Annotated in this window: 18 protein-coding genes and 2 pseudogenes; 13 read left to right on the top strand and 7 right to left on the bottom strand. The window is 41.3% G+C overall.

What is annotated here, in order from left to right; all coding sequences use genetic code 11:
- Nucleotides 1–828 precede the first annotated feature (828 nt).
- From QFZ81_RS31930 to QFZ81_RS31895, 8 genes and pseudogenes are all read left to right on the top strand, one after another.
- Nucleotides 829–1,731: a DMT family transporter gene (locus tag QFZ81_RS31930; RefSeq protein WP_307437960.1), complete on the top strand. Its 903-nt coding sequence runs from the start codon at nucleotides 829–831 to the stop codon at nucleotides 1,729–1,731.
- Nucleotides 1,732–1,812: 81 nt separating this feature from the next.
- Nucleotides 1,813–1,981: pseudogene (locus QFZ81_RS31925) on the top strand (oxidoreductase); the annotation flags it as partial.
- Between the two features lie 224 nt (nucleotides 1,982–2,205).
- A pseudogene (locus QFZ81_RS31920) lies at nucleotides 2,206–2,597 on the top strand (ABC transporter permease family protein); the annotation flags it as partial.
- Nucleotides 2,598–2,738: 141 nt separating this feature from the next.
- The gene (locus QFZ81_RS31915; RefSeq protein WP_307437962.1) at nucleotides 2,739–3,044 is read left to right on the top strand and encodes a hypothetical protein; all 306 of its coding nucleotides are present in this window, start codon (nucleotides 2,739–2,741) and stop codon (nucleotides 3,042–3,044) included.
- Between the two features lie 654 nt (nucleotides 3,045–3,698).
- The gene (locus QFZ81_RS31910; RefSeq protein WP_307605932.1) at nucleotides 3,699–4,262 is read left to right on the top strand and encodes an NAD(P)H-dependent oxidoreductase; all 564 of its coding nucleotides are present in this window, start codon (nucleotides 3,699–3,701) and stop codon (nucleotides 4,260–4,262) included.
- 22 nt (nucleotides 4,263–4,284) lie between these two features.
- Nucleotides 4,285–5,130: an oxidoreductase gene (locus QFZ81_RS31905; RefSeq protein WP_307437965.1), complete on the top strand. Its 846-nt coding sequence runs from the start codon at nucleotides 4,285–4,287 to the stop codon at nucleotides 5,128–5,130.
- 224 nt (nucleotides 5,131–5,354) lie between these two features.
- On the top strand, nucleotides 5,355–5,597 hold the full coding sequence (locus QFZ81_RS31900; RefSeq protein ID WP_307437966.1) for an SDR family NAD(P)-dependent oxidoreductase: 243 nt from the start codon (nucleotides 5,355–5,357) through the stop codon (nucleotides 5,595–5,597).
- Between the two features lie 329 nt (nucleotides 5,598–5,926).
- Complete coding sequence (locus tag QFZ81_RS31895) at nucleotides 5,927–6,844, top strand: helix-turn-helix domain-containing protein (protein ID WP_307605930.1); 918 nt, start codon at nucleotides 5,927–5,929, stop codon at nucleotides 6,842–6,844.
- Nucleotides 6,845–7,120: 276 nt separating this feature from the next.
- On the opposite strand, the gene QFZ81_RS31890 is transcribed toward QFZ81_RS31895, so the two are convergent.
- Both QFZ81_RS31890 and QFZ81_RS31885 read right to left on the bottom strand, forming a co-directional pair.
- Nucleotides 7,121–7,816, bottom strand: coding sequence for a response regulator transcription factor (locus QFZ81_RS31890; RefSeq protein ID WP_307437971.1), 696 nt, complete (start codon nucleotides 7,814–7,816; stop codon nucleotides 7,121–7,123).
- A 43-nt stretch (nucleotides 7,817–7,859) separates the two neighbouring features.
- Complete coding sequence (locus QFZ81_RS31885; RefSeq protein WP_307437974.1) at nucleotides 7,860–9,008, bottom strand: low temperature requirement protein A; 1,149 nt, start codon at nucleotides 9,006–9,008, stop codon at nucleotides 7,860–7,862.
- 165 nt (nucleotides 9,009–9,173) lie between these two features.
- Between QFZ81_RS31885 and QFZ81_RS31880 the strand changes: the two genes are divergently transcribed.
- From QFZ81_RS31880 to QFZ81_RS31870, 3 genes are all read left to right on the top strand, one after another.
- A complete protein-coding gene (locus tag QFZ81_RS31880; RefSeq protein ID WP_307605928.1) occupies nucleotides 9,174–9,545 on the top strand; it encodes a hypothetical protein in 372 nt (123 codons plus the stop codon).
- Nucleotides 9,546–10,424: 879 nt separating this feature from the next.
- Nucleotides 10,425–11,273 carry an AraC family transcriptional regulator gene (locus QFZ81_RS31875; RefSeq protein WP_307605926.1) on the top strand — a complete coding sequence of 283 codons (849 nt, stop codon included), beginning with the start codon at nucleotides 10,425–10,427 and terminating at the stop codon, nucleotides 11,271–11,273.
- Nucleotides 11,274–11,457: 184 nt separating this feature from the next.
- Nucleotides 11,458–12,312, top strand: coding sequence for an oxidoreductase (locus tag QFZ81_RS31870; protein WP_307437980.1), 855 nt, complete (start codon nucleotides 11,458–11,460; stop codon nucleotides 12,310–12,312).
- A 200-nt stretch (nucleotides 12,313–12,512) separates the two neighbouring features.
- Here the strand turns inward: QFZ81_RS31870 and QFZ81_RS31865 are convergent, their stop codons facing one another.
- From QFZ81_RS31865 to QFZ81_RS31850, 4 genes are read right to left on the bottom strand one after another with little or no spacing between them, the layout of a single operon-like run.
- Entirely contained in the window at nucleotides 12,513–12,716 is a 204-nt protein-coding gene (locus QFZ81_RS31865) for a hypothetical protein (RefSeq protein WP_307437982.1), read from the bottom strand.
- Nucleotides 12,713–13,807: a GerAB/ArcD/ProY family transporter gene (locus QFZ81_RS31860; RefSeq protein ID WP_307437985.1), complete on the bottom strand. Its 1,095-nt coding sequence runs from the start codon at nucleotides 13,805–13,807 to the stop codon at nucleotides 12,713–12,715. Before QFZ81_RS31860 ends, QFZ81_RS31865 begins: the two co-directional genes overlap by 4 nt.
- 3 nt (nucleotides 13,808–13,810) lie before the next feature.
- On the bottom strand, nucleotides 13,811–14,944 hold the full coding sequence (locus tag QFZ81_RS31855) for a Ger(x)C family spore germination protein (RefSeq protein WP_307437987.1): 1,134 nt from the start codon (nucleotides 14,942–14,944) through the stop codon (nucleotides 13,811–13,813).
- Nucleotides 14,945–14,959: 15 nt separating this feature from the next.
- Nucleotides 14,960–16,402, bottom strand: coding sequence for a spore germination protein (locus tag QFZ81_RS31850; protein WP_307437990.1), 1,443 nt, complete (start codon nucleotides 16,400–16,402; stop codon nucleotides 14,960–14,962).
- Nucleotides 16,403–16,917: 515 nt separating this feature from the next.
- On the opposite strand from QFZ81_RS31850, the gene QFZ81_RS31845 reads away from it, so the two are divergent.
- Both QFZ81_RS31845 and QFZ81_RS31840 read left to right on the top strand, forming a co-directional pair.
- Entirely contained in the window at nucleotides 16,918–17,367 is a 450-nt protein-coding gene (locus QFZ81_RS31845; RefSeq protein WP_307437992.1) for a Dps family protein, read from the top strand.
- 545 nt (nucleotides 17,368–17,912) lie between these two features.
- Nucleotides 17,913–18,140: a hypothetical protein gene (locus tag QFZ81_RS31840; protein ID WP_307605924.1), complete on the top strand. Its 228-nt coding sequence runs from the start codon at nucleotides 17,913–17,915 to the stop codon at nucleotides 18,138–18,140.
- Between the two features lie 111 nt (nucleotides 18,141–18,251).
- On the opposite strand, the gene QFZ81_RS31835 is transcribed toward QFZ81_RS31840, so the two are convergent.
- Nucleotides 18,252–19,178, bottom strand: a complete 927-nt coding sequence (locus QFZ81_RS31835; RefSeq protein WP_307607092.1) for a helix-turn-helix transcriptional regulator — start codon at nucleotides 19,176–19,178, stop codon at nucleotides 18,252–18,254.
- Between the last annotated feature and the right edge of the window lie 30 nt (nucleotides 19,179–19,208).

Genomic DNA, 19,208 nt, shown 5'->3' with positions numbered 1-19,208 from the left:
CTAATGAAATTTAACTGTACAAACAATATTCTGTTTTCTATACAATGCTTTAAAAAAAACTATACCCTTTAAAAGTTTTATTAAGTTTTTGCATAAGCAATTCCTATGGCTGTTATAGACAAAGCCATATTGAAATACTGACTTTTAGACTTATAAATAGGGACATTATTAACTCATATCTACTGGTAGTGCACCCCCTGGAATGGACGTTGGAGTAACCATCCTGGTTTATCCGATGAAATTTTTAATGGGTGCATTTTCTTTTCTAAAAACGGGTATGAGCTAAATGAACAAATAGATCGGACCTTACAGAAAAGCGAAAAGCCCAAATATACGTTAAAGTTAATACATCCGGAATTCATAAACAATATATACAAGGCAAATACGGAAGGAAGTAAAAATATGAATTCCGAAATAGGAGGGGTAATCGTGAAGACTTTGGTACTAGTCGCTCATCCTAATATGGGCAAATCTCGAGTGAACAAGGCACAAATGCAATGCCCCATGTCCCTTTAGCTGAGTTTGGACGCTTAAGTAGACGTAACTTGTCAGTCAGCATACGTTCTCCTAAGTAAAGTATCCCTATGAGCAGTGAGAGATGATAGAACAATATAAAAATAACTAAATTATTAATATCGACTTATTTTCAACTTTATAAAATCAATAATTTCTTCCTGATCGGCAGCCTTTAATTTATCGAAATGCAACAATATGTTGGCCTCTTTTGCATTAATGTCCTTAATTCCAAAAGCCTTGCCTTCTGCACTCTTCATTGGATGGAAAATATATTGCTGACTTTATTCGTTTCGTAAGGGGGACAATTACATCATGAAGAAATCAACGGGTGTCCAAACGGCTTTATTGATCGCATACCTCGTCATCGTCTGGGGAGTCAACTGGCCCTTATCCAAATATGCTTTGGCTTACATGCCGCCAGTGCTGTTTTCCGGTATTCGAACCCTGCTGGGTGGACTATTGCTTTTGGGGGTTGCCATTCCGAGATTCAAGAACCTGCAATTCAGGCGAACTTGGCGCATCTATGCGGTTTCCGCCATCCTCAACGTCGTGCTGTATTACGGCTTGCAAACGATCGGACTAGGGTACCTGCCGTCAGGCTTGTTTTCGGCGATCGTCTTTCTTCAGCCGGTACTGGTCGGTTTGTTCTCGTGGTTATGGCTGGGCGAATCGATGAACGGGCTAAAAATCATTGGTCTCGTTCTAGGATTTGCCGGTGTGGCCGTCATATGCAGCGGCGCGGGAGGTATCTCCGGCCATATCTCTGTCGCGGGGATATTGCTTGCCTTGGGATCAGCGCTCAGCTGGGCGCTTGGCATCGTGTTCGTCAAAAAATCTAGCGCCGTCGTGGATCCGATATGGCTCGTGACGCTTCAACTGCTGATCGGGGGGGGATTCATGACAGTGCTCGGCACCTGCGTCGAGAACTGGTCCGACGTGGTTTGGAGCGCCGGCTTCATAGGGAGCCTGTTATTCATATCTGTCTTCGTCATCGCCTTGGGCTGGCTCGTGTTCTATCGGTTGATTGGCTCCGGAGAGGCGAGCAAAGTAGCGTCGTTTACGTTCATGATCCCTCTTGTGGCTATCCTCACAGGCTGCCTTATCTTCAGCGAACCGTTTACGGTTTCCCTGTTCGCGGGACTCGTTCTGATCCTGCTCAGCATCTATTTCGTGAGCCGGCAGCCATCTCGGCAAGCAGCCCGTATGGTTGCGTGATAAATGGCGGGGAAACAACTCGCGGGCAGTTCATCTGTTGCTGCTAAGCTGCAAATTAAATCATTAAAGGAGTTAATGGTAATGGATCATTTATTTAGTACTTTTAAGAAAAAAGGCTTGAATAAAAAACCGCGTCGTCATGCCTCCTATGTGTCAATTTTCCGTCAGAAATAAAGATGGGTTTCCTACCAAGTGGCATTACATGCACTATGTAAGTCGAGCTATTGGAGGAGCGGGCCTCATTGCAATATACATTAACTATGTAATAACACTCAATTTGAATAGAACTGCTGAAGTATAGCAGTGGTATAAAAAAAATCAAAATAAGGATTTCTTCAAACAAACACTTGTGATTTGTTATAAATAAAAATATACAAATATTGTTATGAATATAGAAAACGGGTGAAGAGGAATGGGTGGAAAAGAAGGGGCGAGAGGATACCTCCTACCAGTCGGTTGTATCAGTTCTTAATTCTGATCGAATCGGCAAAGATAGACGGCGCGGGAGATTTCGGGACGTTCGTCTCGGTAGTCCTCCCGCTCTGCCAGCCGGTTCTGGCTACCGTGGACTGTTTATCGCGGTCGGGCAGTGGAATTCCTGGTTCGATACCTTCCTGTTTACGTCATCCAAGCAAAATTTGAGTACGCTGCAGTACGAGCTGATGAAGCTTCTGTCTTCTTCCATGAACTCGAACAGCAATCCGGCCGTCGCAAACGGAGCCGATTTAAGCGCCATACGCAACATGGTAACACTGATGTCGATCCGGGCGTCGATTACGATCGCCTCGGTGCCGATCCTCGTCGTCTACCCGTTCCTGCAAAAATATTTTGTGCATGGTCTGCAGCTCGGCAGCGTCAAGGAGTAACTGGCCGACAACAAGATCCTCGAAATCCGAGGCAGGGAAAGCTCCGAAGGCATCTACGCGCCGACGCAACGCTATCATGACGGACCTACTTTAACTTATCACGACCGACGACGTCTGGGGCATCGGCAATCCGGCAGGACTATGGTCCGCCCCAATCCGTTTGCCGTCGTCTGGGAGAGCGATGAAGGCCCATGGATGGAAGGTCACATCTTTACAAAATCAACGGCTCATATTGCGCATTGGGCGGAACGGGAAGTGTCCATCGGGAGTCGTTGCGCGGGAGGAGATGGATCGACGAAAGAAATGTTCGAGTTTGGATATTTAGCGGTGCTTTGGATCTATCATCTTACGCTGGATCCTACACTCATATCCAAGCAAAATCAACTTTTTGGAACTAATACATTTGATAAAACGAACGGAAAACAATTAAGACACAACGGCAGCTGACAAAACGATCGGCTGCCGTTTCTCAATTAACGGGCAGATTACGCTGGTCGTGCAATAAACCCAATAACCAAAAGAAAATTGGGAGGGAGTGTGTTTGTTATCGAAGTTCCCCGAGCAAAAGCTTTCGATGTTGCCTACACAACGTTTCTTCAAATGAACTAAATCGTCTGTCTGAAAACCCAATCCCTGGGGGTAAAAAGATTGCTGGATGAAATTCAGCAATCACTCATGGAATACGGTTATTTGGCTTAACAACATCATGGAGCAATAGGTTTCTCAACTCCCGCGGTATCCCCTTGCATACCTTCAAAACTTGAATGCAAACATAGTATGTTGGTTATTCCGGCTCTAGAAAAAAAGACTTAGCAATTGATTAAAAAAGGCGCATAGGATGAAATGGGAATATAACCTCCTGGTAGTACACCCCCTAGAATGGATGTTGAATAACCACCTTGGTTTATCCGATGAAATTCTAGTGGTGCATTTTTCTTTTCTAAAAACGGACATGAGCTAAATGAACAAATAGATCGGACCTTACAGAAAAGCGGAAAGCTCAAATTTACGTTAAAGTTAATACAGGAATTCATAAACAATATGAACAAGGCAAATACTGAAGGAAGAAAAAATACGAATTCTGAGAATAGGAGGGTAATCGTGAAGACTTTGGTACTAGTCGCTCATCCCAATATGGGCAAATCTCGAGTGAACAAGGCTTGGATTGAGGAAGTAAAGAAGTATCAGGATCAGATTACCGTGCATGATTTATATGCATCCTATCCAGATTGGCGGATTGATGTTCAAACAGAACAAGAACTCGCTGAAAAGCATGATCGGATCATTTTCCAGTTTCCGTTCTATTGGTATAGTTCACCTCCGCTTCTTAAGAAGTGGTTGGATGATGTCCTGACTTACGGTTGGGGCTATACGTCGAAAGGAGGAAAGCTGCGAGGGAAGGAACTTGGGTTGGCAATTTCTATGGGTGGCTCGGAAATTGATTATCGGCCTGGAGGCGGTGATCTTTATACGATTCATGAGCTCCTCAGCCCTTTCCATGCTACGAGTAATTTAATCGAAACCGACTTCTTGATGCCTTTCACAATCTTTGATACCGATGATAAAAGCGATGAAGAATTAGTTTCAAGCTCTAGGCATTACGCAGAATATCTGCTTGCTGATGAGATTATGAGGTTCCAAGCAAATAACGTACTTCAAAAATAAGATAAAGGAAGAAGGAAGCAATATGACAAATCAAAAAGCTTGGTTTATTACCGGTGCAGCAAGAGGCATTGGTTTTGAAATCCTGAAGGCTGTGTTGGAAACTGGGGATCATGTAGTTGCAACGGTCCGGAGTTCGGCGGAGTCTTTAGCTGATAAATTGGGAAATCCTGAGAATCTTCAAGTTGTTCTTCTGGATATTACCGATGAACAACAGGCGATAGCGGCTGCAAATCAAGCCGTACAGAAATTCGGCAAAATTGATGTCCTTGTTAATAATGCAGGATTTGGATTGTTGAGTGCCGTTGAAGAAGCCACTGCTGAAGAGGTGAGGAAAAACTTCGAAACCAACGTTTTTGGCTTGTTGAATGTGACCCGAGCGGTCCTGCCCCATATGCGTCAAAGACGTTCTGGACATATCATCAATTTCTCGTCAGTTGGCGGATTGAGCGGTTATATCGGATGGGGCGTGTATGGTGCAACGAAGTTCGCTGTTGAAGGATTGACGGAGTCACTTGCATTGGAATTGGCCCCGCTTGGGATTCATGCGACCGTAGTGGCCCCGGGCTTCTTTCGTACGGAATTTCTGGATGCTGCGTCGCTAACGCGGTCAGGTAACATCATTCCGGATTATGCGGAAACGGTAGGAGAAATGAGAAAATTTGCTACCCAAGCAAATAAGAAACAACCGGGCGATCCCGTCAAGTTGGCCAAGGCAATCGTGCAGGTTGCAAACGCGGAGAAGCCGCCGGTCCACTTGCCGCTTGGCAAGGATTCGCTGCAAAGATACCGGGAAAAGACGGCTAATTTTGAAAAAGATATACAGGCATGGCATGACGTTATTACAGGCACAGATCATGATGATGTCTAATTTCTAAGTCGAATACATCCAATTGAACCGGGGGCGTTCGCACTCCGGTTTTTCAATTCCGATCGTTATACGCCGAGCAACTTCACCTGTGGATGGCGCTTAAGTTTGGTACCTTCATTCTGCTTTTCGCCTAGGGTCGATTCGATAGGTCTTTATTAATATGATCATCCTGGTCACATTTATTATGACTGTTTGTATCTCTTTCAAAGGGAGGAAATAAATTTATGACAATTCATGCAAACCAACAGACCCCGCAACAACCTTTGCACACCGAATACAGACCATGTACGACTGCGGAAGAAATCATACAAGGAGTAGATTTGGCAGGCAAGGTTGCCATCGCGATTGGCGGATATTTCCGGTATTGGCTTGGAGGTATCGAGGCTATTAGCCAAGGCAGGCGCCCAAGTATCGTTCCGGCCCGCTCACGAGACAAAGCCATCGTCGCATTGGACTCTGTTCAATGAAGCGTAACTAGGTGAGACTTAAAGAACTATTCGGCTTAGAACCGGATAAGCGTGGCAAGCCGAATCATGTACGAGCGTTCTCCGTACACCCCGGTACAATTGTCTGGTGTGCTTTAAGCAACCAACTTGACTGGAAAGATGGGCGTTGATTGCCAAAACATCGATATGGCTCCTTTGGTTCCGATACAGGAGTTATTTTTTTATCTGGAAATTATCTTAACGAGTGGAATTTTATAAATGCGGAGGCGGTAGGATCAAACTACTCGTAAGTATGGTCCTTGTTACCATGGAGCTGTTCCTAGCAGTTGAACAATAAGGAGGAAATACAGTTGTTTTTGCGAGCCGAAAAAGTAATAAAGGTTCCTCACGGTCTGGCCAGAGAACCGCTTAATCAAGGGATCTTGAAGATGAAAGGACTTACAGTTGTCGAGTCTTGTACCTTTACAAAAGGTTTAAAGGGAACCATGTTTTTGGAGGATCATCTGCTTTTGTTTGTACTAGAGGGAACCTATAAGGTAAGATTCGGCAGTCATGAATATATCGTACGAAAGAATGAAATGGTTTTACTGCAGAAATTGATCAGGGTTGAATATGAGAAATCGGGAGAAGAAGGTTCTGACTATGTTTTGGACTATATGATGTTCTTTCTTAAAGAAGAGCTCCTCACTGAATTTATCAATATGGCATATCTCGAAAGTAACTATCCATCAGCGTTAGTACCGGTATCTGTCAAAGCGATCAATGAACGATTAATTAAATATATCTATTCGTTGAAACCGTATTTCAAGGAAACCGATAACATTAGGGATGGATTAATTAAAGTAAAATTGTTGGAATTATTGTTTGATGTTGCGGATGCTGACGAACAGTTTATATTCCAGTTTTTACAGCTCAATCGTTCAAAGAGGAAGAGCATAACGGAGGTTGTGGAGCAGAATCTAACCAACCCTGTCTCGCTAAATGATCTTGCTTACTTATCAGGCAGAAGTTTATCAGCTTTTAAACGAGATTTCCAAGCGATCTATTATACAACATCACCTGTACGCTGGATCCGTAATCGCCGGTTGGATATCGCGAAAGAAATGCTGCTTAACACCTCTTTATCCGTTACGGATGTTTGTTTTTCGACAGGATTTGAGAGTGTGGCTCATTTTTCCAAGGTGTTTAAAGAAAGGTTTGGCGTGGCTCCATCCACATGCAAGCACCCCCTGCAAAAGCCCAATCATAAGTCTCCCCTTAAAATCTGATTCAAATCTTTGAAGATGGAGCGGATGGCAATCACGGACTATCCGTTCTCCCCATCTTCCGAACTTTCCCACTTGGACAATACATTGTAAGGTAATCTTTCGTTCTCCCAAATTTGTTAGTACAGTGTTTAGAAAACAAATAAAAAAATTGTGGAACTGCTGATGGTTCCTGGATAGTAATATTGCGTATCCGCTTTATTGCTTCCCAATTCGTATTTTGACTGGAATGTCCCTTTGCAAGGATTGTGGGCAATTTTAAGGGTGTAAAGATGCAATTTAAGGTTTCGCAAATCGATAGCCTAGACCCCATACCGTTTGGATATATTTCGGCTTTTTGGGGTCTATCTCGATCTTCCTCCGTAGATTCGTAATATGAACGTCGATGGAACGATCATTAACATGGTAATTAATGCCTCGAATAATCGTAATTAATTCATCGCGTGTGAATACTCGATATGGATGTTCATAAAAAACCTTCAAGAGTTCGAATTCTGAAAATGTTGTCTCAACCCTATCACCATTGACTGAGATATACCGACGAACCGGGTCCAATTGCAATTGCAGAAAATGTTCAGCTGCGGGAATTTCCGGACTGTTTTCCGTAGAAGGTAGCTGTATTGATTTGCGGATCGCTATCATGATTCTTGCTTTCAATTCCTGCATACTAAAGGGTTTTGTTAAGAAATCGTCAGCCCCTGCAGTAAAAGCCTTGATGATTTCACTTGCTCTGGAATTGATAGAAACAACTATAATAGGTGTTTGCGTTTGCTGTCGCAAAGTTTTACACAACGTAATCTCGTCTACATCCGGAAGCGAGAGGTCGAGCAATACAACATCCGGTACAAAGGAATGAAATGTCCTGAGCCCGTCCCGAGCCGTTGAAGCGGTTTGAACAGTAAAGTCTTCTTCGGCAAGATACATTCGAACCATTTCGGCAAAGATGACATTATCATCAATGATCAAAACCTTCATGATTTGTCTACCCTCCTCCGGCTTTACTATGTAATCTTAGGATTTAATTAGATAATTTTTTGTACTTGTGTTGTTCGATTACAATCATTCCTACTAACACTAAAATCTGAATTGTCATCATTTGTAAAGTTCCAATCCAACTGAAGGCGTTGAACATAAGAATGAATAAAGATAGAGCGGCTGAACCAAGTCGCGTTCCAGCTGGTCCGATGCGAACCAGTCTTCTGAATATTGCGGTTCCGACAAGGTATAAGGTAATGCCGCCATTTAAATACCATGAAAAAGAGTGTACCGATTCGCCGTTAAGTTGTTTAATGGCTACTTCGATACCTGCAGCAGAGATGACAATGCCAGATATCATAATTAAATGAGCATGCCAATAAGCCTGCATAGCTAGTCGAGCACGTTTCTCAGGTGATGCCTGCAACATATAATCTTCAGCCAGTAGCGTATCCTTGTCAAAATAGCTCCACCATAAAGTGATGACGATGGCCAATCCTAAAACTATAGACACAAATAGCGTGAAGCTGAAATATAAATGGCTGGAACCTAAACCCATGGACAGAATGGTTTCGCCTAGCGCAATGAGCACAATCAAGCTGTGCCTTTCAACAAAATGCCGAGTGTTAATAACAAAAATATCGCCTTGATTTTTAAACGAAGCGGTCAGAATAACCAAGACAGCTGCAACCGTCAACCACCAGCTCCATGTATACCAGGTATTCAATATTCCGGAGGCAAGAACCAAAAGAGCTGCTGAAAGGTTAAAAGGAGCCAAGTATGTAATTGCCTTGATCGATGTTACATGTGGTGAACGTCTGAACAGAAGGATATGAATGACCGTAACCAGTAGAAAAGCGATGCCGAACGGAACTCCACCCGTCCCAAAAATAGATGGGATACTAATGGCCATACTAAGAAAACCGGCCATACCACAAAACATCAGCATCCTATAAAGAAATCGGTCAGTTCCAATATTATTTGCCAGCCAAGCATATCCGCTATACATCCACCAGGTTACAGTCAGAACCATTAAAGCTTTAAACACATCCAATACGGAGTGAGTATCGATGACTAAATGGGTTACCTGAGTAATGGTGAAAACAAATACCAAGTCAAAGAAAAGTTCAAGGTAGGATACTTTGGTTCTCGTATCAGCTTTTTCAGAGTCTCCGCGCCGCGATTGATGCATAGTGAGTCACCATCCGTTATTATTTTTGTTTGTTCCTGTCGATGATAAGCTTACTATACCGAATTTTTACGGGGTTTACTTTTCCAAAAAGTTCTAACTTATTGTTCATTTAGCTCATGCCTAAAAATTAACATTGCAAAAGTGTTGGAAAGTTAAACTAAAGGTATGGAAAACAGAAAAAAATCACGGAATTGGCGCTGCGGCTCCTCTGGAAATGAGAAGAAAGGGGATTTAGGTATTTCGTTTCTGACCGTATCAAATAAATCCTCAATCTTTATTACAAACGATCGTCGATCCTTCGGTAACGGTTTACTCATTTCGCAACCAGGTTATACAATTGCGGATGGAATTTGTCTCATTTCCTCTATGCAAACTGATTTAGAATCCTTACCGCAAGCACTTCAAGAAAAGGTACAAGAACTGAGCCAACTTGAAATATCCATAATAAAACAAATGCTTTCTGAAATTGTTATGGAAGAAAGAGTAAAACAAAAAGTCGAAGATGCGGAAGTCTTTGCCATTATAATTCTCCATTAGAGCGGTGCAATACCATCGCGTGATGGGTTTTGATATTTTGCCAATAGTCTTGGATCAGATACATCATATCCTTAATTTCAATGACTTGATTGCCTTTTTCTTTAATTGGAAGACCTTATACGGGAAATCAAAAAGCGGTTACCTGATTAATTTGGTAATAAAATTTTGAAATGCGATTTCGGCCGTCTGGGCGAGCCTGAAAATATTTCAAGAGTTGTTCATTTTGTGTCCAGTGAGGTTTCGCAGTAAGAAATGCAGTTTTTAAATTACGAAAATGATAGGGGGTACTAAATGCCCTCCAGTCCCAGACAATACATTTTGTAACTGATAAATAAAGAAATTCGGGATGTTGTAGTAAAGAATCCCAGAATGTAACATTAAAATACCAATCTCTGGAATAAAATAGACGATCCTGATCATCTTTCTCAGGATCGTCTTATTTTATTTGTGGTGTTATTGACGCTTGGGGAAGCCGAATTGCCGCCTTTGGACGATCGAATGCAAGCTCCTTACGAGCAAATGAATGAAACATATTAGCACAGTAAATAAAGTTGTAAGTTAACGGGAGGATAGTGGAGAAATATATTAAAATTCGATTTCTGTGGCTCGGCGGTGACGGGTAAATCCATCGCTTTAGGTTATAATGTATGTAAGAATGTAATCCTTTGAAAAGACTAAGACCCGGATCGCTGGTAACGAATACAAGGCCGCGTCAATAGTTATCCGTTATGGGGGCAGCTATTACCGACCTACGGGTATTGATATATCGGTAAAGTATCATGTTTTAGATTTGTTAGAACATTAATTGAAAATCTTAAATAGAAAGGAGGAATCATATTGCTCATAAGGTCCAGTAAGGTTGTAAAGGCGCCTCTGGAATTGACAACTGCCCCATATAATCAAAGTATTTTAAAAATGAACGGGTTATCTGTCATAGAATCGTGTACGCATACGCAAAATAACGCAGGAACCATGTTTCTTGAGGACCACTTGTTTTTGTTTGTACTCAAAGGTAAGTACACCGTTCGCTACGGGAACCAGTCATACACTGTAAAGAAGAATGAAATGGTTCTCTTGCAGAGGTCAATCACTGTAGAGTATGAGAAGTCGGGGGAGAAGGAAGAGGAATATTTACTCGACTATATGATGTTTTTTTTAAAGGATGATTTACTTAACGAGTTTGTCAAGATGGCCGATCTCAAGCCCTCCTACCCCGAGGCTCTTGTTCCAGTATCGGTTAAATCAGTAAATGACCGCCTTATTAGCTATATTGAATCTCTAAAGCCCTATTTTAATCAACCTGAGGAAGTAAGAAATGGGCTTATCAAGATTAAACTGCTTGAATTGCTATTTGATGTGGCAGACACTGATGGAAATTTTTTAATTCAGTTTTTGCAACTGAAACGGAAAGAAAGAAAAAGCATTACGGAGGTTATTGAAGAAAACATTTTTAATCCCTTATCTTTAAATGATCTCGCCTATTTGTCTGGGAGAAGCTTATCAACCTTCAAGCGGGAGTTTAAGGAAATTTATAATACTTCTCCTTTACACTACATACGTAATCGAAGATTGGAAAAGGCAAAAGAGCTGCTGACTCATACTTCACTATCTGTAACTGATGTCTGCTTTTCTACGGGATTCGAAAATATAGCTCACTTTTCAAAGGTATTTAAGGAGAGATTTGGTATATCTCCATCACTGCTTAAAAAACCGCTAAGATTAACATAATAGATTTCTATCAGAGGCTCATGCAATTCGCATGGGCTTATTCTATTGTAACAAAACAGAAATGAGCTAAATGAACAAATAGTTCGGACTTTGCAGAGAAGTGAAAGCTCCAAAAGTTCAGTATAGTTAACTTATCGGCCGGCAGGACATAATTACAATAATCATCAAAAGGATGGGATTATATATGGCAAAGCAAAAAATTTGGTTCATCACTGGGGCATCCAGAGGTATTGGATTTGAAATCGTAAAGGCAGTGCTGGATACAGGAGATAAAGTCGTTGCGACTGTCCGTAGCTCGGCGGAGTCATTATCTAATAAATTAGGAAACCCCGAGAATCTAAGTGTTGTTCTTTTGGATATCACGAATGAAAAACAGGCGGCTGAAGTCGCTAATCAAGTTGTTCAAAAACTCGGAAGAATCGATGTATTAGTCAATAATGCCGGATTCGGACTTCTGAGTGCAGTTGAGGAAGCCACTGCTGATGACGTGAAAAAGAATTTCGATACCAATGTGTTTGGTTTGCTCAATGTCACCCGGTCGGTACTGCCTTTTATGCGAAAAGAACATTCTGGACATATTATCAATATCTCATCCGTTGGAGGATTAAGCGGTAATATTGGGTGGGGAGTATACGGTTCTACTAAATTTGCTGTCGAAGGATTGACGGAATCTCTTGCATTGGAGTTGGCTCCGATTGGGATTCATGCGACCGTGGTAGCCCCAGGCTTCTTCCGTACGGAATTTCTGGATGCTGCGTCGTTAACGCGGTCAAGTAACATCATTCCGGATTATGCGGAAACAGTAGGAGAAATGAGAAAGTTCGCTACTCAAGCGAATAAGAAACAACCGGGCGATCCCATCAAGTTAGCCAAGGCAATCGTGAAGGTTGCGGGCGCGGAGAAGCCGCCGGTTCACTTGCCGCTTGGTAAGGATTCGCTGCAAAGATACCGGGAAAAGACGGCTAATTTTGAAAAAGATATTGAGGCATGGTACGACGTTATTAGAGGTACAGATCATGAGGATGTTAGTGCTCAATAAAAGAGGAAAAGATAAATCTAAGCTTTTAAGGTAAAACCTAGTAACGGCAGATTCATATAATGAATTCTGCCGTTACATCATCTGACGTAAGATAAAATGGATTGCAAAGGCTTGAGTTCCCCCGTTGGCATAATTTTTGCTATGTAAAAAGATAGATTTTTTATTTTTATGTAAGCCTCCGAAAAATCAAACATGAAATCTTATTGCAACTCGTCAATAATCAATGCAATAACCTTATTCAAATCAAGTGGATGATGTACAATGATGCTTCCCCAAAGAACTCCACCCACTGTTGTCACCCCGATGAAAATAAGTAATTCCTTTCTAATCAACTTTCGTACCCGGTTAAGAACCATCAAACCTCCGATGAGAAATATTGTGTACAGGATTAGCATACTGATCATGCCGTGGTTTCACTCCTCTGTTTGTTCCGCAGCCAGGAACCAATAATTAGAATGGCCGGAACGATGACGGCGTAAAGCATATAGTAGCTAAACAAATACTTTTGAACCCACTCAACGTTCTCTATAACGTTTGCGAATAAGAGGGAGTACGCGGAGATGATCCATACTAACGGATAGGCAACTACAGAGCGTCTGTCCACTTTGAACAGCTGGCATATCGCTGTTACCGCACAATAAAATAACAAACTTAATTTGATACAGACTAACAGGAAAATATTTATAGAAAGAATCGATTCTAAATGTTCTACGAAACCGGAAAACTTCATTTCACGAAAAATGGTGTAAACCGGGTATAGATGATGGGAGCTGCGCTCTAATCCTAAAATACCAATTGTCATATACATAGAAATAGAAAGGATAACCCCGGCTGAGCCGATTCCTAAAAGAAATGAAGTTTTTAAATTGCGTTTTACATATGGAAAAAGCATCATGAACATAACCGTCTCCATATAGGGAAATGCAAGCGCATATTTGGTTTGAAGAATTGTGGTCCAAAGCTGAAAATGATAGGGTGTACTGAATGCCCGCCAGTCCCAGACCTTAAGCATGACCGAGAAAGGAATCCAGAAAGCGACTACAATATACGGCGTAACAAGCTCGCAAACCATTGCAATCGACTCAATCCCTTTCACAACAGCATAAGCGCACACGAGCAACACCACGATATTGAAAATGGAAATGGGAGTTCGCGGCATCAGATTGGTATGCATAAAGTCACCTAAATTACGTGTTACCCAGGATGCAACTTGGATGAAATAAAGGATGTAAAGCAAAGTGACGATTCCTCCAGCCCATTTCCCCAGAACTTGTGTCGCAATTTGTACGATACTTTTCCCAGGGTAACGTTTGGATAAATACAGCCACAACACCGCCAAAACTAACCCGTACAAGAACGACCACACACAAACAAGCCAACCGCACTGTTTTGCATCAGCGATAAGTTTTCCCGGTAACAAAAGAAACGTAGTACCGCAGACAAAGCAAAAAGTTAATGTGACCAATTGCCATCCGCTTAGCTGGGCATTTTCCATTTATCAATCACTCTTTTCTACCTTGTATGAAGATCCTGTATTCCCGATCGTTGTGACCTTGGAGTTTACGAGAACCAAGACCTTAAATTGATGCCATGCTGCAGGATCAACGTCTTTATCCTGAATGCCTAGCAGATCCCAGTCTTTGTTTTTACACAATTCATCGAAAGACTTTGCTTTCTGTTTTAGGGATTGATTAAATGCCGTTTCTATATCATGAAGATTCTGAACGGTCATTTCATTTTGTTTATTGCTTAATATCCGAAGATCAGCTCGGACCTGTATAGTAAGACGAGAGGAAGAGCGGTCATATTCCCTATGAACTCGAACATTCTGTGCTTCAACATCGACCTTTTCTCCATTAACTACAATGGGTTCTACAAATTTCTCGAGCTTGCCATTCAAGATGTAGAATACCGTTTTTGTTTCCACACCTAAACGGCCAACCATGCGAGCATGGATAAACACAGCTCCATCATCAAAACTCATCGACTCTTTACTTGCATTGATGCTTTCCAATTTATCTGCCTTAGAAGCAGGTTGCTTGCTGCTGTATTCGAGAATGGGGATGATGGTCGGTTGGTGGAAATTGATACCTTTCGCTAAATCGTTTAACCGGCTAGGGAATACACTCATATGAAAATTACGCGCATGAAGTTCAAACAAAGAGCGAATATACCGGCCCGGTACTCTTTCCAGAGAGGTAAAGCTGTTCATAACAACGGATAACGGTGCGTCGGAAACGATAATATCCACATTTGTCCGATGTTCCGGATCTCGCTCCAGAAAATTAATTAAATCTAAAATACCTTGCCGGGCATACCGTTCCGAAACAATATAACACTGTATTTGAGGTGTATAAAACAACCTTGGCATTACCCTGCTTGTCTTATCCGCAAATCTCCCCGAACTATATTCCTTGAAATCATACGTATATACGGCTGCGCCTCCTGAGCCGCCTTTTTTCGTTGAGACACCGGAGGGATTTATTACTTGATAATAAGAGGTGATCATACCCGTTTTCGGGTCTTTGTCGGCTGCAGCGATGTTGACAATCGCTAATTGATTAATTTCCTTCATATCCCAGCATCCTGAGCAGAACAGCAGAAGAAATAAGGCAAGACATGATTTTCTCACGATTCTCACTCCATTTTATTTCTTTGAATAAAACGCACGCGGAATTCGTTTCATTAAAAACCGGGGGACCCTAACCAAGGTGTCCTTCAAGTCGGAAAGCGCTACGGGAGCTAGTGGAGTCATATATTTGACACCGAACGAACGTATCGACACCAAATGAACCAGTAGAAAAAAAACGCCGGACATGATGCCAAATAATCCCAGTGCCCCGGCCAATAGCATAAAAGAAAACTGAATGATTCTTTGAGTAATACCGAAACTGTAGTTAGGAGAAGCGAAGTTCGAAATAGCTGTAAGGGATACAACAATAACCATCGCTGCCGAAACGAGCCCGGCTTCCACTGCGGCCTGGCCTAAAACGAGAGCGCCTACGATAGATATGGATTGGCCGGCAATACGCGGCATACGAAGTCCGGCTTCACGTAAGATCTCGAACGTTACCGTCATGATAATCGCTTCAATAAACACAGGAAACGGCACTTCTTCACGTTGAGCCGCCAAACTGATTAGGAGGGAGGTAGGCAATAATTCCTGGTGATAGCTTACCACCGCTATATAAAGAGAGGGTATGAATACGGATAACAAAAAAGCAAGCATACGCAACCATCGCGTAAGAGTGGCAATATCCGCTCGTTGGTAATAGTCTTCTGCCGATGAGAACATTTGAAAAAAAGTGACGGGCCCCAATAGAACGATCGGTGTTCCGTCTGTAATGACCGCGACTTGTCCCTCGAGTAATTTAGCGACAATAATGTCTGGTCGTTCTGAACTAACTAGTTGAGGAAACGGCGAGAATGTTTTATCTTGAATCCATTCTTCAATATATCCACTCTCCAAAATGCTATCGGTTTGAATGGCATGAAGACGACGGCGGAACTCATCAATAACTTGCACGGAGGCCACATTATTGAGATAAGTCAGGTATACTTTAGTCTTTGTTGCTGACCCGATCGTCATGGATTCAAACACTAGATGTTCGTTCTTCAGTCTTTTCCGGATTAAAGCGACATTCCGCGATATATCCTCAACGAAGCCCTCTCTTGGACCACGAACAGAAGCCTCCGATGTGGGTTCCGAAATAGTACGATATTCCCCTTTTGAGACATCATAACTTAGAATTGTATTTCCCCAGGTTGGAATGAGAAGACAATGACCTTCAAGAAGTTCGTTGATACCTTCTATGGATCCTGACAATTCCTTCCGCCCAATAAGAGGGATTCTATTTGTCAACCAGTGAACTGGATGATGTGTAGATGCTTCTATGCTTGGATTTCCTTCAAAAATGGGCTTCAATAGCATTTCATCGATCTGATTCGTCGTTACGATCGATGCAAGATAAATGCAGTAAAGGTTCAATTCTTCATTGATTACCAGTTCTTTACAAATAAAGTCGGGAGATTGTCCAAGACGTTCCGTGATTTGTTCAACAATGAGACTAGTTGTGTCAGCCCTTAACATGGAAAATCCCCCACTTCCCACTAATACTAGCCATATTGTTTGCTGTGGTGGAATTTTTATACATATGCCAATAATCTGTGGAAAATTAACCTTACAAAAGTTTAATCCCTTTAATGAACAGAAAAATCAAATCACGGCTTTGGAAAGAAATATTGAAAAGCAACTTGCACGATTGAACTAAATGAACAAATAGTTCGGACTTTACAGCGAAGCGAAAGATCAACAAGTTCGGTATAGTTAACTCAACAGGCGGAAGGAACAAAAAAGTATCGGCTGCGATGATCTGATCTATTGGAATCATGATGAAATAAGCTCAGATTCTTAACAGAATCGCAAACTATTTTGAAAAGGATGGGATTTAAATTGGCAAAGCAAAAGTTTGGTTCATTACTAGAGCATAGAAGAAGCTTTGGTTTGGAGATCGTAAAGGCAGTACTGGAATCTGGAGATAGAGGAAATATAGTTTATAGTTAAATATTTTATAGAAAAAATAAATTGAATTTTGGAGACGAGATATGATGAGTTCAACTACCGTAACACTGCAAGAAGTGTTGAATAAACAAATAGCAAACTTGAATGTGCTGTATACCAAGCTGCATAACTACCACTGGTATGTGAAAGGACATCAGTTTTTTACGCTTCATCTCAAATTTGAAGAGTTATACAACGAAGTTGCGCTTCACAGTGATGATTTAGCAGAACGGTTACTTGCAATTAAGGGGCTGCCGATGGCGAGAATGGTAGATTATTTAAATTATTCCTCAGTGAAAGAAGCAACCGGGACAGAAAATGCGGATCAAATGGTGAAAACCATCGCTCAAGATTTTGAAATTATGATTGTAGAATTAAGGGGCGGGATGGTATTAGCAGAATCTCTCAACGATGACACAACGGCAGATATGTTGCTGGCTATTCACACATCCTTGGAAAAGCATGTTTGGATGTTAAATTCATTTCTTGAGTAAGCGAAATCTTTGGCTTTATGTTTAATCACTTCTAATTGGTAATACAATTACGCAACTCTGTTACCGGACGTCCGTTGTTATATTCGTCGACAAATCAAATAAGTTTTGAAGTAACAATATAGAGTCTTGAAGTAATTAGGCGTTCGCTCTACTGGGTGAACGCTTTTTTTAGCAGGATGCTAGTTAGACGAACGAATCTTTGTCATTAGGTGGGGGATAAATTGATTGAGGGCCACTCCGGCGATTAAGCTAACGAGGAACGTTAGTTGAGTAAATGTAACAAGAATGAAATCTTATTTTCATATGACTTTAATGAATCAAGCCTATAATAAAACTGACCCCCTTTAAAATATAGATAGTTATGACCCATAGCCCGTTGCTGTGGGTCACTTTTTTGTTCATTGAAGTAACGGGCAGAATAACGTGGTAATCCTCTTGGAAATAAGGAGGGAATTAATCATATTTCTCGAATAATTGTTTAAGCTTGCAGTGAGCATCTGGCTCTTTTACGCATTCGAACTAAGGTTTGTTTTAGGGAGGATACTATGGAAAAAGACTTAGTAAAATATCTCGGAGATCTGCTTTTACATCAAGATGACGGGTTGCTAATTAAATTAAGGATGGGTGACGGTTTAGATAAAAGTAAAGTTGATGAGATTAGTACAGTATTAAGTCAGTTAGCCATCGAGTGGGAAAATGATGATAAGATATCGAAAGAGGCAGTTGATTACTTTTTGGCGGATTCGCAGGAAGTTGCGCAGATTAAAGACTAGGCGGTTTAATTTCATGTAAGTGCTTCTATACCAGTTTTATTACAAATCCTTCAAGCAAATTGCATGTTACTCATTCTTGTTAGGTTCAAGGCTCCCGCCAACATTTTGATGTTAATGGGGGCCTTTTGAAATATACTTCTCCACCATTTTATTCAAATAATCTCGAAATTCTTCAACATAGGTTTTCGGCTCTACTATTTCCAGATTTGTCCCGAAGCTCGCTAAAAATTGAAAGCCAATACTGTTTTGAGGAACATAGATGGTGGCTAAGAAATATTCAGAACTATAGTTTTCAATACTTTTTCGACCGTACCTTTCAATGAATTGATCTTTTATGCTAGGCGAAATCAACGCCTTAATAGCGACTAGTTGCGGTTGATAACTTGCTTCATGTTCTTGTTCCAATAAATAATCTCTAGGGTTAAATGTGTTTTCATCCATAACAAGATGATCGATCCTGAATAATTTAAATGTTCTATATCTCTGACGATGTAAACAGAATCCCTTCAAATACCAACTCGATTCACTAAAATGAAGCTGATAAGGCTCGACAATTCTATTCGTAGCGAATCCATTTTTATCCATGTAGTTAAATGAAACTAACCTTCTCTTTAATATCGATTCTTGGCATATCTTCAAGGTTTGAAGAATATCAGACCGTCCCTCCCAATCATAAAATGACAGTCGGATTGAACCTTTCGGAGACAATGGGCTAACCATGGCTTCTATTTTTTTTATGGTCACTTCAACTTCTTCGCTAATTAGAATTTGTCCCAATCCGCCGAGTGCAGTTAATATATTCTCCAAGTCGGAGCTGCTTAAAAGACGTTTATCAACCTTGTATTCATCCATAATGCCGTAGCCGCCATTAATTCCGTGGATAGAATAGATCGGTATGTTTGATAAACTCAGTGTTTCCATATCACGAAGAATCGTTCTTTTGGAAACGTTAAATAATTGTGCAAATTCTTTTGTTGAAACGATATCTTTTTTGAGCAATATCATGATAATGGATATTAATCTCTCAACCTTCTCCATATTTTCCCCTCTGTTTTTTTGTACTTTATT

The sequence above is a fragment of the Paenibacillus sp. V4I9 genome (assembly GCF_030817295.1).
Classification (GTDB): Bacteria; Bacillota; Bacilli; order Paenibacillales; family NBRC-103111; genus Paenibacillus_E.
The sequence above is the reverse complement of the archived record's forward strand: the minus strand, read 5'-3'. Positions and strand labels throughout refer to the sequence as shown.